This window comes from Pseudomonas sp. S5D5 (assembly GCF_003013355.1).
Taxonomy (GTDB): domain Bacteria; phylum Pseudomonadota; class Gammaproteobacteria; order Pseudomonadales; family Pseudomonadaceae; genus Aquipseudomonas; species Aquipseudomonas aylmerensis.
This window is the reverse complement of sequence record NZ_PTEO01000001.1, coordinates 2,572,776-2,586,892: the sequence shown is the minus strand read 5'-3', so window position 1 is coordinate 2,586,892 and position 14,117 is coordinate 2,572,776. Positions and strand designations below refer to the sequence as shown.

Sequence of the window (14,117 nt, the reverse complement as noted above, 5' to 3'; positions counted from 1 at the left end):
CCTGCGAAAGCAGTGGATCAGTCACCGAATGCATCAACTGACGGATCGCCTTCGCGAGCAAGCCCGCTCCCACAGGGGATTGGGGATAAGGCCTAGGTCCCCGGGTGTATGGAGATCCAATGTGGGAGCTGGCTTGCCTGCGAAAGCGCTGGGTCAGTCACCGAATGCATCAACTGACGGATCGCCTTCGCGGGCAAGCCCGGCTCCCACAAGGAATGCTGGCTACCTGGGGATTTTGCGCAAAACATTGATCCAGAGCGGTATTTACTCGACTCAAATCAGTTAAAAGATCCCCTCCACCAACTAGCGCCACTCCAGCAAGTAACGGCAACTTCCCCCGCCACATGAGAAACAATCGCTTAAACCCCACGCAAACAATATTCATTATCATTTAGCGCATGAAAACTTCGTTACAGGTTAAACAAAACATAATTGGTGAAAAGCTCGCTAATGCCCACACCGCAAGGGCTGCAGCCCCACAAAGGTGCACTATGTCCTTATTCCATCGAATAATTTCGCTATAGGAATTTTACTTGCCCGGTGTTTAGCCATAAAATCACCGCGATTGATTGCAGTGCGACATATCGTCACTGCATCGTTACTTTTTCGAGCTCAGAGACCTTTGCTCTCTGTTAAGGATTTCCAGCATGACCGAAGCGACAGGACTCATGGCCCACAACTGGGGCTTTGCCATTTTCCTCCTCGGTGTTGTCGGCCTCTGCGCCTTCATGCTCGGCGTCTCCAGCCTCCTCGGGTCAAAAGCCTGGGGCCGCAGCAAAAACGAACCGTTCGAGTCCGGCATGCTCCCTACAGGTGGCGCCCGCTTGCGGCTCTCAGCCAAATTCTATCTGGTCGCGATGCTCTTCGTGATCTTCGACATCGAAGCCCTCTTTCTCTTTGCCTGGTCTGTGTCCGTCCGCGAAAGCGGCTGGACCGGATTCGTCGAAGCCCTCGTTTTCATAGCAATTCTGTTGGCAGGCCTTGTCTACCTATTCCGAGTGGGCGCCCTTGACTGGGCTCCGGAAGCTCGTCGTAAGCGGCAAGCGAAGCTGAAACAATGAGGCTTTGGCGATGCAATACAATCTCACCAGGATCGACCCGGATGCTCCTAACGAGCAGTACCCCATCGGCGAACGGGAAACCGTTTCCGACCCGTTAGAAGACCAAGTCCACAAAAACATCTACATGGGCAAGCTGGAAGACGTGCTGAGTGGCGCGGTCAACTGGGGGCGTAAAAACTCCCTGTGGCCGTACAACTTCGGTCTTTCGTGCTGCTACGTGGAAATGACCACCGCCTTCACGGCGCCCCACGACATCGCGCGCTTTGGCGCCGAAGTTATCCGGGCATCGCCGCGCCAGGCGGATTTCATGGTTATCGCCGGAACCTGCTTCATCAAGATGGCGCCGATCATTCAGCGTCTCTACGAGCAAATGCTCGAGCCGAAGTGGGTTATCTCCATGGGTTCGTGCGCCAACTCCGGTGGCATGTACGACATCTACTCCGTGGTTCAGGGGGTGGACAAGTTCCTGCCCGTGGACGTCTACGTGCCTGGCTGCCCGCCTCGCCCTGAAGCTTTCCTGCAAGGCTTGATGCTGTTGCAGGAGTCGATTGGCAAGGAGCGTCGCCCGCTTTCCTGGGTCGTCGGCGATCAAGGCGTGTACCGCGCCGAGATGCCTTCGCAAAAGGAACAGCGCCGCGAACAGCGAATCGCAGTCACCAACCTGCGCAGCCCCGACGAAGTCTGATCCAGCCCCGCTTCTTTTATAGAACGAAAACCTGGCTTCATTCTTTACGTTGACCGAAAGCGATAAAAAACCATGACTACAGGCAGTGCTCTGTACATCCCGCCTTATAAGGCAGACGACCAGGATGTGGTCGTCGAACTCAATAACCGTTTTGGCCCTGACGCCTTCACCGCCCAGGCCACACGCACCGGTATGCCGGTGCTGTGGGTGGCGCGTGCCAAGCTTGTCGAAGTCCTGACCTTCCTGCGCAACCTGCCCAAGCCGTACGTCATGCTCTATGACCTGCATGGCGTGGACGAGCGTCTGCGCACCAAGCGCCAGGGGCTGCCGAGCGGCGCCGACTTCACCGTGTTCTATCACCTGCTGTCGATCGAACGTAACAGCGACGTGATGATCAAGGTCGCCCTGTCCGAAAGCGACCTGAGCGTGCCGACCGTGACCGGTATCTGGCCGAACGCCAGCTGGTACGAGCGTGAAGTCTGGGACATGTTCGGGATCGACTTCCCGGGCCACCCGCACCTGACGCGCATCATGATGCCGCCGACCTGGGAAGGTCACCCGCTGCGCAAGGACTTCCCTGCGCGCGCCACCGAATTCGACCCGTTCAGCCTCAACCTCGCCAAGCAACAGCTTGAAGAAGAGGCTGCGCGTTTCCGTCCGGAAGACTGGGGCATGAAGCGCTCCGGCACCAACGAGGACTACATGTTCCTCAACCTGGGCCCGAACCACCCTTCGGCTCACGGTGCGTTCCGCATCATCCTGCAACTGGACGGCGAAGAAATCGTCGACTGCGTGCCGGACATCGGCTACCACCACCGTGGTGCCGAGAAGATGGCCGAGCGTCAGTCCTGGCACAGCTTCATCCCGTACACCGACCGTATCGACTACCTCGGCGGCGTGATGAACAACCTGCCGTACGTGCTCTCGGTCGAGAAGCTGGCCGGCATCAAGGTCCCGGACCGCGTCGACACCATCCGCATCATGATGGCCGAGTTCTTCCGGATCACCAGCCACCTGCTGTTCCTGGGTACCTATATCCAGGACGTCGGCGCCATGACCCCGGTGTTCTTCACCTTCACCGACCGGCAGCGCGCCTACAAGGTCATCGAAGCCATCACCGGCTTCCGCCTGCACCCGGCCTGGTACCGCATCGGCGGTGTCGCCCATGACCTGCCTAACGGCTGGGAACGCCTGGTCAAGGAATTCATCGACTGGATGCCCAAGCGTCTGGACGAGTACCAGAAAGCCGCGCTGGACAACAGCATCCTCAAGGGCCGCACCATCGGCGTCGCCCAGTACAACACCAAGGAAGCCCTGGAATGGGGCGTCACCGGTGCTGGCCTGCGTTCCACCGGCTGCGATTTCGACCTGCGTAAAGCGCGCCCGTACTCCGGCTACGAGAACTTCGAATTCGAAGTCCCGCTGGCGGCCAATGGCGATGCCTACGACCGTTGCATCGTGCGCGTCGAAGAAATGCGCCAGAGCCTGAAGATCATCGAGCAGTGCATGCGCAACATGCCGGCCGGCCCGTATAAGGCGGATCACCCGCTGACCACGCCGCCGCCGAAAGAGCGCACGCTGCAGCACATCGAAACCCTGATCACGCACTTCCTGCAAGTTTCGTGGGGCCCGGTGATGCCGGCCAACGAATCCTTCCAGATGATCGAAGCGACCAAGGGTATCAACAGTTATTACCTGACGAGCGATGGCGGCACCATGAGCTACCGCACCCGGATTCGTACCCCAAGCTTCGCGCACTTGCAGCAGATCCCTTCGGTGATCAAAGGCGAGATGGTCGCGGACTTGATTGCGTACCTGGGTAGTATCGATTTCGTTATGGCCGACGTGGACCGCTAAGCATGAACAGCACGCTTATCCAGACAGACCGTTTCACCCTCAGTGAAACCGAGCGCTCGGCCATCGAGCACGAGCTGCATCACTACGAAGACCCGCGCGCGGCGTCGATCGAAGCCCTGAAGATCGTCCAGAAGGAACGTGGCTGGGTGCCGGACGGCGCCCTCTACGCCATCGGCGAGATCCTCGGCATCCCGGCCAGTGATGTTGAAGGTGTGGCAACGTTCTACAGCCAGATCTTCCGCCAGCCCGTGGGCCGCCACATCATTCGCGTGTGCGACAGCATGGTCTGCTACATCGGTGGCCACGAGTCGGTGGTCAGCGAAATCCAGAACAAGCTGGGCATCGGCCTTGGCCAAACCACCCCGGACGGCCGCTTCACGCTGCTGCCGGTGTGCTGCCTGGGCAACTGCGACAAGGCGCCGGCGTTGATGATCGACGACGACACATTCGGTGACGTGCAGCCTGCTGGCGTGACCCAATTGCTCGAGGGCTACCCATGACCCTTACATCTTTCGGCCCGGCCAACCTGATCAAGCGTTCGCCTGAGACCCACCCACTGACCTGGCGCCTGCGTGACGATGCCGAGCCGGTATGGCTCGACGAGTACCAGGCCAAGAACGGCTACGCCGCTGCGCGCAAAGCCTTCGCCGACATGGCCCAGGACGATATCGTCCAGACCGTGAAAGACGCCGGCCTCAAAGGTCGCGGCGGTGCAGGCTTCCCCACGGGCGTGAAGTGGGGCCTGATGCCCAAGGACGAATCCATCAACATCCGCTACCTGCTGTGCAACGCGGATGAAATGGAGCCGAACACCTGGAAAGACCGCATGCTGATGGAGCAACTGCCCCATCTGCTGATCGAAGGCATGCTGATCAGCGCCCGCGCGCTGAAAACCTACCGCGGCTACATCTTCCTGCGTGGCGAATACACCACCGCCGCCAAGCACCTCAACCGTGCCGTGGCAGAAGCCAAGGCTGCAGGTCTCTTGGGCAAGAACATCCTCGGTTCGGGTTTTGACTTCGAACTGTTCGTGCACACCGGCGCCGGGCGTTACATCTGCGGTGAAGAAACCGCACTGATCAACTCCCTCGAAGGCCGCCGCGCCAACCCGCGCTCCAAGCCGCCCTTCCCTGCCGCCGTGGGCGTGTGGGGCAAGCCGACCTGCGTGAACAACGTCGAGACCCTGTGCAACGTGCCGGCGATCATCGCCGACGGCGTCGACTGGTACAAATCGTTGGCCCGCGAAGGCAGCGAAGACATGGGCACCAAGCTCATGGGCTTCTCCGGCAAGGTCAAGAACCCGGGCCTGTGGGAGCTGCCTTTCGGCGTGACCGCCCGCGAGCTGTTCGAGGATTACGCCGGCGGCATGCGCGACGGCTACACCTTGAAAGCCTGGCAGCCAGGCGGTGCCGGTACCGGCTTCCTGTTGCCCGAGCACCTCGACGCACAGATGTATGCCGGCGGCATCGGCAAGGTCGGCACCCGGATGGGTACCGGCCTGGCGATGGCAGTGGACAACACCGTGAACATGGTCTCGCTGCTGCGCAACATGGAGCAATTCTTTGCCCGTGAATCGTGCGGATTCTGCACCCCATGCCGCGACGGTCTGCCGTGGAGCGTCAAGCTGCTGATGGCCCTGGAAAACGGCGAAGGCCGCGAGGGTGACATCGAGACCCTGCTGGGTCTGGTCGGTTTCCTCGGCCCAGGCAAGACCTTCTGTGCTCACGCACCGGGCGCCGTGGAGCCATTGGGCAGCGCAATCAAATACTTCCGCTCGGAGTTCGAAGCCGGCATCGCGCCTACCAGCGCCGCCGTCCCGCCTCTGGCGAGGCCGATCGTAGTCGGCGCGTAACGCTTAAAGAGCGAAGGGTCCGTGCCCTTCGCTTTCTCATGTGCTGACGCCGTCAAGGCTGTGTAGATGCACATGAATAACAAGATTCCATTAGCCACGCCCGCTGACAACGGGCCAACGAAGAACTTTGAACCATGGCCACTATCCACGTAGACGGCAAAGCGCTCGAAGTCGATGGGGCGGACAACCTGTTACAGGCGTGTCTGTCACTAGGCCTCGACATCCCTTATTTCTGCTGGCACCCCGCGCTTGGTAGCGTCGGTGCCTGTCGCCAGTGTGCGGTCAAGCAATACACCGACGAGAACGACACCCGTGGTCGTATCGTCATGTCCTGCATGACCCCAGCCACCGACAACACCTGGATTTCCATCGACGATGATGAATCCAAGGCGTTCCGCGCCAGCGTTGTCGAATGGCTGATGACCAACCACCCCCACGACTGCCCGGTCTGTGAGGAAGGCGGTCACTGCCACCTGCAAGACATGACGGTGATGACCGGCCACAACGAGCGTCGTTATCGCTTCACCAAGCGTACCCACCAGAACCAGGACCTCGGCCCGTTCATTTCCCACGAGATGAACCGCTGCATCGCCTGCTATCGCTGCGTGCGCTTCTATAAAGACTACGCCGGCGGCACCGACCTGGGCGTCTTCGGCGCCCACGACAACGTGTACTTCGGTCGCGTTGAAGACGGCGTGCTCGAAAGCGAGTTCTCCGGCAACCTCACCGAGGTCTGCCCGACCGGTGTGTTCACCGACAAGACTCACTCCGAGCGCTACAACCGTAAATGGGACATGCAGTTCTCGCCGAGCATCTGCCATGGCTGCTCCAGCGGTTGCAACATCTCCCCGGGCGAGCGCTACGGCGAACTGCGTCGGATCGAAAACCGCTTCAACGGTTCGGTCAACCAGTACTTCCTGTGTGACCGTGGCCGCTTCGGCTATGGCTACGTCAACCGCGAAGACCGCCCACGCCAGCCGCTGCTGGCCGATGGCGCCAAGCTGAGCCTGGACGCGGCGCTGGATAAAGCCGCCGACCTGCTGCGCGGGCGCAACATCGTCGGTATCGGTTCGCCACGCGCCAGCCTCGAAAGCAACTACGCGTTGCGCGAGCTGGTCGGTGCCGAGCACTTCTACTCCGGTATCGAAGCCGGTGAACTGGAGCGCATCCGCCTGGTGCTGCAAGTGCTGAACGACAGCCCGCTGCCCGTGCCGAACATGCGCGACATCGAAGACCACGACGCCATCTTCGTGCTTGGTGAAGACCTGACCCAGACCGCTGCCCGCATCGCCCTGTCGCTGCGCCAGTCGGTCAAGGGCAAGGCTGAAGACATGGCCGAGGCCATGCGCGTACAGCCGTGGCTCGACGCCGCCGTGAAAAACATCGGCCAGCACGCGCTGAACCCACTGTTTATCGCCAGCCTGGCTGAAACCAAGCTCGACGACATCGCCGAAGAATGCGTACACGCAGCCCCCGACGACCTGGCCCGCATCGGTTTCGCCGTGGCCCACGCCCTTGACGCCAGCGCGCCTGCCGTCGACGGCCTGGACACTGAAGCCGTCGAACTGGCCCAGCGCATCGCCGACGCCCTGCTCGCGGCCAAGCGCCCGTTGATCATTGCCGGGACCTCGCTGGGTTCCAAGGCGCTGATCGAGGCGGCTGCCAACATCGCCAAGGCCCTGAAGCTGCGCGACAAGAACGGTTCCATCAGCCTCGTCGTGCCGGAAGCCAACAGCCTTGGCCTGGCCATGCTCGGTGGCGAATCGCTGGACGCGGCGCTGCAAACCGTGATCGACGGCAACGCCGACGCCATCGTGGTGCTGGAAAACGACCTGTACACCCGCACCGATGCCGCCAAGGTTGATGCTGCGCTCGACGCCGCCAAGGTGCTGATCGTTGCCGACCACCAGAAGACCGCCACCAGCGAACGTGCCGACCTGGTCCTGCCAGCCGCCACCTTCGCCGAAGGCGACGGTACCCTGGTCAGCCAGGAAGGCCGCGCCCAGCGCTTCTTCCAGGTGTTCGATCCGAAGTACATGGACGCCAGCATCCTGGTTCACGAAGGCTGGCGCTGGCTGCATGCCCTGCGCGCGACCCTGCTGAACCAGCCGATCGACTGGACCCAGCTCGACCACGTCACCGCTGCTGCCGCCGCAAGCGCACCGCAGCTGGCACGTATCGTCGATGCTGCACCGTCCGCCTCGTTCCGCATCAAGGGCTTGAAACTGGCCCGCGAACCGCTGCGTTACTCCGGTCGTACCGCCATGCGTGCTGATATCAGCGTGCACGAGCCGCGTACCCCGCAAGACCCGGACACCGCGTTTGCCTTCTCCATGGAAGGTTACTCGGGTTCGGTCGAGCCGCGTCAGCAAGTGCCATTTGCCTGGTCGCCGGGCTGGAACTCGCCGCAGGCCTGGAACAAGTTCCAGGACGAAGTCGGTGGTCACATCCGTGCTGGCGACCCGGGCACCCGCCTGATCGAAAGCACGGGTGATTCGCTGAACTGGTTCGCCGCGGTACCGCGTCCGTTCAACCCGGCCCAGGGCACCTGGCAGGTTGTGCCGTTCTTCCACCTGTTCGGCAGTGAAGAAACCTCTTCCAAAGCCGCGCCGGTACAAGAACGCATTCCAGCCGCCTATGTGTCCGTGGCCAAGTCCGAAGCCGACCGCCTGGGCGTCAACGACGGTGCCCTGCTCAGCCTCAACGTGGCTGGCCAGACCCTGCGCCTGCCGCTGCGCATCAACGAAGAGTTGGGTGCCGGCCTGGTTGCACTGCCCAAGGGCTTCGCGGGTATTCCAGCGGCGATCTTTGGCAAAACCGTTGACGGTCTGCAGGAGGCAGCGCAATGACCTGGTTCACCCCTGAAGTGATCGACGTGATCATCGCGGTCGTCAAGGCCATCGTGATCCTGTTGGCCGTGGTCGTCGCGGGCGCCCTGCTCAGCTTCGTCGAACGTCGCCTGTTGGGCTGGTGGCAGGACCGTTATGGTCCGAACCGCGTTGGCCCATTCGGTATGTTCCAGATCGCCGCCGACATGCTGAAAATGTTCTTCAAGGAAGACTGGACCCCGCCGTTTGCCGACAAGGTGATTTTCACCCTGGCACCCGTCGTGGCCATGAGCGCCTTGCTGATCGCCTTCGCGATCATCCCGATCACCCCGACCTGGGGCGTCGCGGACCTGAACATCGGCTTGCTGTTCTTCTTCGCCATGGCCGGCCTGTCGGTCTACGCGGTGCTGTTCGCCGGTTGGTCGAGCAACAACAAGTTCGCCCTGCTGGGCAGCTTGCGGGCCTCGGCCCAGACCGTCTCCTACGAAGTCTTCATGGGCCTCGCGCTGATGGGCATCGTGGTGCAGGTCGGCTCGTTCAACATGCGCGACATCGTCGAGTACCAGGCGCAGAACCTGTGGTTCATCATTCCGCAGTTCTTCGGCTTCTGTACCTTCTTCATCGCTGGCGTGGCCGTGACTCACCGTCACCCGTTCGACCAGCCGGAAGCGGAACAGGAACTGGCCGACGGTTACCACATTGAATACGCCGGCATGAAATGGGGCATGTTCTTCGTCGGTGAGTACATCGGCATCATCTTGATCTCGGCCCTGTTGGTCACGCTGTTCTTCGGCGGCTGGCACGGTCCGTTCGGCATCCTGCCGCAGTTGGCGTTCTTCTGGTTCTTCCTGAAGACCGCGTTCTTCATCATGTTGTTTATCCTGCTGCGCGCTTCCATCCCGCGTCCACGGTATGACCAGGTGATGGATTTCAGCTGGCGTTTCTGCCTGCCGCTGACCCTGATCAATTTGCTGGTGACGGCTGCCGTTGTGTTGTTGAACACGCCAGCCGGCGCGGTTCAGTGAGGATTTGACCCATGTTCAAATATATTGGCGACATCGTTAAGGGTACCGGTACCCAGTTGCGAAGCCTGGTGATGGTTTTCGGCCATGGCTTCCGCAAACGCGACACCCTGCAATACCCGGAAGAAGCGGTGTACCTGCCGCCGCGCTATCGCGGCCGCATCGTGCTGACCCGTGACCCCGATGGCGAGGAGCGTTGCGTAGCCTGCAACCTGTGCGCCGTGGCGTGCCCGGTGGGTTGCATCTCCCTGCAGAAAGCTGAAACCGAAGACGGTCGCTGGTACCCGGACTTCTTCCGCATCAACTTCTCGCGCTGCATTTTCTGCGGCCTCTGCGAGGAAGCTTGCCCGACCACCGCAATCCAGCTGACACCGGATTTCGAGATGGCCGAGTTCAAACGTCAGGACCTGGTGTACGAGAAAGAAGATCTGCTGATCTCTGGTCCCGGTAAAAACCCTGATTACAACTTCTATCGTGTTGCGGGTATGGCCGTTGCCGGTAAGCCGAAAGGCGCCGCACAAAACGAAGCCGAGCCGATCAACGTGAAGAGCTTGCTGCCTTAAGGAAGAAAGATGGAATTCGCTTTCTATTTCGCATCGGGTATTGCAGTGGTGTCCACGCTTCGCGTGATCACCAACACCAACCCCGTGCACGCCCTGCTCTACCTGATCATTTCGCTGATCGCCGTGGCCATGACCTTCTTCAGCCTCGGCGCACCGTTCGCCGGTGTACTGGAAGTGATTGCCTACGCCGGCGCCATCATGGTGCTGTTCGTGTTTGTGGTGATGATGCTCAACCTGGGGCCGGCCTCGGTCGCCCAGGAGCGCGTCTGGCTCAAGCCCGGCATCTGGCTCGGCCCGGTGATCCTGGCAGCCCTGCTGCTGGCTGAACTGCTGTATGTGCTGTTCGCTCACCAGAGCGGCCAGGCCATCGGCCACACCACCGTGGACGCGAAAGCCGTGGGCGTCAGCCTGTTCGGCCCGTACCTGCTGGTGGTCGAACTGGCTTCGATGCTGCTGCTCGCTGCAGCCATCACTGCCTTCCACTTGGGCCGCAACGAAGCCAAGGAGCAATGACGATGCCTGCTATCCCTTTGGAGCATGGTCTGGCGGTCGCCGGCATCCTGTTCTGCCTTGGCCTGGTCGGCCTGATGGTCCGCCGTAACATTCTGTTCGTGTTGATGAGCCTGGAAATCATGATGAACGCCGCGGCACTGGCATTCATCGTGGCCGGTAGCCGTTGGGGCCAGCCGGATGGACAAGTGATGTTCATCCTGGTGATCAGCCTGGCAGCCGCCGAGGCCAGTATCGGCCTGGCGATCCTGCTGCAGCTGTATCGTCGCTTCCACACGCTTGATATCGACGCTGCCAGTGAGATGCGCGGATGAACATGATCTTTCTGACTTTCGTATTTCCCCTGATCGGTTTCCTGCTGCTGTCGTTCTCCCGTGGACGCTGGTCGGAAAACCTGTCTGCCCTGATCGGCGTGGGTTCCATTGGCCTGTCGGCGATTGTCGCCGCCTACGTCATCTGGCAATTCAACGTGGCACCGCCGGAAGGCGGCCACTACACCCTGGTGCTGTGGCAGTGGATGTCGGTGGAGGGCTTCAAGCCCAACTTCGCCCTCTACATCGACGGCCTGTCGATCACCATGCTCGGCGTGGTCGTCGGCGTGGGCTTCCTGATCCACCTGTTCGCGTCCTGGTACATGCGCGGTGAAGCCGGTTACTCGCGCTTCTTCTCGTACACCAACCTGTTTATCGCCAGCATGCTGTTCCTGGTGCTCGGCGATAACCTGTTGTTCCTGTACTTCGGCTGGGAAGGCGTGGGCCTGTGCTCGTACCTGTTGATCGGTTTCTACTACAGCAACCGCAACAACGGTAACGCGGCACTCAAGGCCTTTATCGTGACCCGGATCGGCGACGTGTTCATGGCCATCGGCCTGTTCATCCTGTTCCAACAAGTGGGCACGTTGAACATCCAGGAACTGCTGGTGCTGGCACCGCAGAAATTCCAGGTCGGCGACTTCTGGATCACCCTGGCGACCCTGATGCTGCTGGGCGGCGCCGTGGGTAAATCGGCGCAACTGCCGCTGCAAACCTGGCTGGCGGATGCCATGGCCGGTCCTACCCCGGTTTCCGCACTGATTCACGCGGCAACCATGGTGACCGCCGGTGTCTACCTGATCGCACGTACCCATGGCCTGTTCACCCTGGCGCCGGAAATCCTGCACCTGGTGGGCCTGGTCGGCGGCGTGACCCTGGTACTGGCCGGCTTCGCCGCGCTGGTGCAGACCGACATCAAGCGGATCCTCGCCTACTCGACCATGAGCCAGATCGGCTACATGTTCCTGGCCCTGGGCGTCGGCGCCTGGGACGCGGCGATCTTCCACCTGATGACCCACGCCTTCTTTAAAGCCCTGCTGTTCCTTGCTTCCGGTGCGGTGATCGTTGCCTGCCACCACGAGCAGAACATCTTCAAGATGGGCGGCCTGTGGAAGAAACTGCCACTGGCCTACGCCAGCTTCATCGTCGGTGGTGCCGCACTCGCTGCCCTGCCACTGGTGACCGCAGGTTTCTACTCGAAAGACGAAATCCTCTGGGAAGCCTTTGCCAGCGGTAACCAGAACCTGCTGTACGCAGGCCTGGTCGGTGCCTTCATGACCTCGCTGTACACCTTCCGCCTGATCTTCATCACCTTCCACGGTGAAGCCAAGACCGAAGCACACGCAGGCCACGGCATCTCCCACTGGTTGCCACTGTCGGTGCTGATCATCCTGTCGACCTTCATCGGCGCCATGATCACTCCGCCACTCGCCGGCGTCCTGCCGGAAAGCGCTGGCCATGCCGGCGGTGCTGCCAAGCACAGCCTGGAGATCGCCTCGGGCGCCATCGCCATCGCCGGTATCCTGCTGGCGGCCCTGCTGTTCCTCGGCAAGCGCCGCTTCGTCACGGCCGTTGCCAACAGTGGCATTGGCCGCTTCCTTTCGGCCTGGTGGTTCGCCGCCTGGGGCTTCGACTGGATCTACGACAAACTGTTCGTCAAGCCCTACCTCGCCATCAGCCATGTACTGCGCAAAGACCCACTCGACCAGACCATCGGTTTGATCCCGCGCGCCGCCAAGGGTGGTCACACTGCCCTGAGCCGCAGCGAGACTGGCCAATTGCGTTGGTATGCAGCTTCCATGGCGGCTGGTGCCGTCCTGGTGATCGGCGCCATTGTTGTGGTAGCGGTCTGATATGAACTTTGCGAACTTGCGAAAGGAAACGAGCCCGTCATGATTCTGCCCTGGCTAATCCTGATCCCCTTTATCGGCGGCCTGCTCTGCTGGATGGGTGAACGCTTCGGCGCCACCCTCCCCCGCTGGATTGCGTTGCTGACCATGTCCCTGGAACTCGCTCTCGGCCTTTGGCTGTGGGCCCACGGTGACTATTCATTTGCTCCGGCGCCTGGCGCCGATCCGACCTGGGCGCTTGAGTTCAAGCACGTCTGGATCCAGCGCTTCGGCATCAACGTGCATCTGGCCCTCGACGGCCTGTCGCTGTTGATGATCCTGCTGACCGGCCTGCTGGGTATCCTCTCGGTACTCTGCTCCTGGAAAGAGATTCAGCGTCACGTGGGCTTCTTCCACCTGAACCTGATGTGGATCCTGGGCGGTGTGGTTGGCGTGTTCCTCGCCCTCGACCTGTTCATGTTCTTCTTCTTCTGGGAAATGATGCTGGTGCCGATGTACTTCCTCATCGCGCTCTGGGGTCACAGTTCTTCGGACGGCAAGAAAACCCGGATCTACGCGGCGACCAAGTTCTTCATCTTCACCCAGGCTTCCGGCCTGATCATGTTGGTGGCGATCCTGGGCCTGGTACTGGTCAACTTCAACAACACCGGCGTGATTACCTTTAACTACGCCGACCTGTTGAAAACCAAGATGTCGCTGACCACCGAGTACATCCTGATGCTGGGCTTCTTCATCGCTTTCGCGGTGAAGCTGCCGGTGGTGCCGTTCCACTCCTGGCTGCCGGATGCGCACGCCCAGGCGCCAACCGCAGGTTCTGTGGACTTGGCCGGTATCCTGCTGAAGACCGCTGCTTATGGCCTGCTGCGTTTCGCCCTGCCGCTGTTCCCGAATGCCTCGGCCGAGTTTGCGCCGATCGCCATGACCCTGGGTCTGATCGGGATCTTCTACGGTGCCTTCCTGGCCTTCGCACAAACCGACATCAAGCGCCTGATTGCCTTCTCGTCCGTTTCCCACATGGGCTTCGTACTGATCGGCATCTACTCCGGCAGCCAACTGGCGCTGCAAGGCGCAGTGATCCAGATGTTGGCCCACGGTGTTTCGGCCGCTGCCCTGTTTATCCTGAGTGGCCAGCTGTACGAGCGCCTGCACACCCGTGACATGCGTGAAATGGGTGGCGTGTGGTCGCGCATCGCGTACCTGCCGGCGATCAGCCTGTTCTTCGCCGCCGCGTCCCTGGGCTTGCCGGGTACCGGTAACTTCATCGGCGAGTTCCTGATCCTGATGGGGTCGTTCGTCCAGACGCCTTGGATCAGTGCCATCGCGACGTCCGGCCTGGTGTTCGGTTCGGTCTACTCGCTGATCATGATCCACCGCGCGTACTTCGGCCCGGCCAAGTCCGACACCGTCCTGCAAGGGATGGATGCTCGCGAACTGATCATGGTGCTCGGCCTTGCGGTACTGCTGATCTACATCGGCGTGTACCCGCAACCGTTCCTGGACACTTCTGCCGCAACGATGCATGGCGTGCAGCAGTGGTTCGGCACCGCCTTCTCTCAACTCGCTTCGGCCCGGTAAGAG

At 61.1% G+C, this 14,117-nt stretch carries 12 protein-coding genes; all 12 read left to right on the top strand.

Annotated features, from left to right (window positions below; all coding sequences use genetic code 11):
* Positions 1 to 647: 647 nt before the first annotated feature.
* Positions 648 to 1,061 carry an NADH-quinone oxidoreductase subunit A gene (locus C9990_RS12105; protein ID WP_003219575.1) on the top strand — a complete coding sequence of 138 codons (414 nt, stop codon included), beginning with the start codon at positions 648 to 650 and terminating at the stop codon, positions 1,059 to 1,061.
* A gap of 10 nt (positions 1,062 to 1,071) precedes the next feature.
* Complete coding sequence (locus C9990_RS12100; protein ID WP_003174719.1) at positions 1,072 to 1,746, top strand: NADH-quinone oxidoreductase subunit B family protein; 675 nt, start codon at positions 1,072 to 1,074, stop codon at positions 1,744 to 1,746.
* 72 nt (positions 1,747 to 1,818) lie between these two features.
* Complete coding sequence (nuoC, locus tag C9990_RS12095; protein ID WP_025858969.1) at positions 1,819 to 3,603, top strand: NADH-quinone oxidoreductase subunit C/D; 1,785 nt, start codon at positions 1,819 to 1,821, stop codon at positions 3,601 to 3,603.
* A gap of 2 nt (positions 3,604 to 3,605) precedes the next feature.
* Complete coding sequence (gene nuoE / locus C9990_RS12090; protein ID WP_003174721.1) at positions 3,606 to 4,103, top strand: NADH-quinone oxidoreductase subunit NuoE; 498 nt, start codon at positions 3,606 to 3,608, stop codon at positions 4,101 to 4,103.
* Positions 4,100 to 5,455, top strand: coding sequence for an NADH-quinone oxidoreductase subunit NuoF (nuoF, locus tag C9990_RS12085; protein ID WP_099587018.1), 1,356 nt, complete (start codon positions 4,100 to 4,102; stop codon positions 5,453 to 5,455). The genes nuoE and nuoF overlap by 4 nt, the downstream gene beginning before the upstream one ends.
* 134 nt (positions 5,456 to 5,589) lie before the next feature.
* Positions 5,590 to 8,304, top strand: coding sequence for an NADH-quinone oxidoreductase subunit NuoG (nuoG, locus tag C9990_RS12080; RefSeq protein WP_106803422.1), 2,715 nt, complete (start codon positions 5,590 to 5,592; stop codon positions 8,302 to 8,304).
* Positions 8,301 to 9,308 carry an NADH-quinone oxidoreductase subunit NuoH gene (gene nuoH, locus C9990_RS12075; protein ID WP_003219563.1) on the top strand — a complete coding sequence of 336 codons (1,008 nt, stop codon included), beginning with the start codon at positions 8,301 to 8,303 and terminating at the stop codon, positions 9,306 to 9,308. The genes nuoG and nuoH overlap by 4 nt, the downstream gene beginning before the upstream one ends.
* Before the next feature lie 11 nt (positions 9,309 to 9,319).
* Entirely contained in the window at positions 9,320 to 9,868 is a 549-nt protein-coding gene (gene nuoI / locus C9990_RS12070) for an NADH-quinone oxidoreductase subunit NuoI (protein WP_003174725.1), read from the top strand.
* A gap of 9 nt (positions 9,869 to 9,877) precedes the next feature.
* The gene (gene nuoJ / locus C9990_RS12065; protein ID WP_065907526.1) at positions 9,878 to 10,381 is read left to right on the top strand and encodes an NADH-quinone oxidoreductase subunit J; all 504 of its coding nucleotides are present in this window, start codon (positions 9,878 to 9,880) and stop codon (positions 10,379 to 10,381) included.
* 2 nt (positions 10,382 to 10,383) lie between these two features.
* A complete protein-coding gene (gene nuoK / locus C9990_RS12060; protein ID WP_003219560.1) occupies positions 10,384 to 10,692 on the top strand; it encodes an NADH-quinone oxidoreductase subunit NuoK in 309 nt (102 codons plus the stop codon).
* Entirely contained in the window at positions 10,689 to 12,542 is a 1,854-nt protein-coding gene (gene nuoL / locus C9990_RS12055; RefSeq protein ID WP_065907528.1) for an NADH-quinone oxidoreductase subunit L, read from the top strand. The genes nuoK and nuoL overlap by 4 nt, the downstream gene beginning before the upstream one ends.
* A 39-nt stretch (positions 12,543 to 12,581) precedes the next feature.
* Positions 12,582 to 14,114, top strand: coding sequence for an NADH-quinone oxidoreductase subunit M (gene nuoM, locus C9990_RS12050; protein WP_065907529.1), 1,533 nt, complete (start codon positions 12,582 to 12,584; stop codon positions 14,112 to 14,114).
* Positions 14,115 to 14,117: the final 3 nt, after the last annotated feature.

Bases quoted from the DNA above. Each gene is read 5' to 3' on its own strand.
- nuoL (WP_065907528.1), top strand. From the start codon at position 10,689: ATGAACATGATCTTTCTGACTTTCGTATTTCCCCTGATCGGTTTCCTG.
- nuoM (WP_065907529.1), top strand. From the start codon at position 12,582: ATGATTCTGCCCTGGCTAATCCTGATCCCCTTTATCGGCGGCCTGCTC.
- nuoJ (WP_065907526.1), top strand. From the start codon at position 9,878: ATGGAATTCGCTTTCTATTTCGCATCGGGTATTGCAGTGGTGTCCACG.
- nuoG (WP_106803422.1), top strand. From the start codon at position 5,590: ATGGCCACTATCCACGTAGACGGCAAAGCGCTCGAAGTCGATGGGGCG.
- nuoC (WP_025858969.1), top strand. From the start codon at position 1,819: ATGACTACAGGCAGTGCTCTGTACATCCCGCCTTATAAGGCAGACGAC.
- nuoH (WP_003219563.1), top strand. From the start codon at position 8,301: ATGACCTGGTTCACCCCTGAAGTGATCGACGTGATCATCGCGGTCGTC.
- nuoE (WP_003174721.1), top strand. From the start codon at position 3,606: ATGAACAGCACGCTTATCCAGACAGACCGTTTCACCCTCAGTGAAACC.
- C9990_RS12105 (WP_003219575.1), top strand. From the start codon at position 648: ATGACCGAAGCGACAGGACTCATGGCCCACAACTGGGGCTTTGCCATT.
- C9990_RS12100 (WP_003174719.1), top strand. From the start codon at position 1,072: ATGCAATACAATCTCACCAGGATCGACCCGGATGCTCCTAACGAGCAG.
- nuoI (WP_003174725.1), top strand. From the start codon at position 9,320: ATGTTCAAATATATTGGCGACATCGTTAAGGGTACCGGTACCCAGTTG.
- nuoF (WP_099587018.1), top strand. From the start codon at position 4,100: ATGACCCTTACATCTTTCGGCCCGGCCAACCTGATCAAGCGTTCGCCT.
- nuoK (WP_003219560.1), top strand. From the start codon at position 10,384: ATGCCTGCTATCCCTTTGGAGCATGGTCTGGCGGTCGCCGGCATCCTG.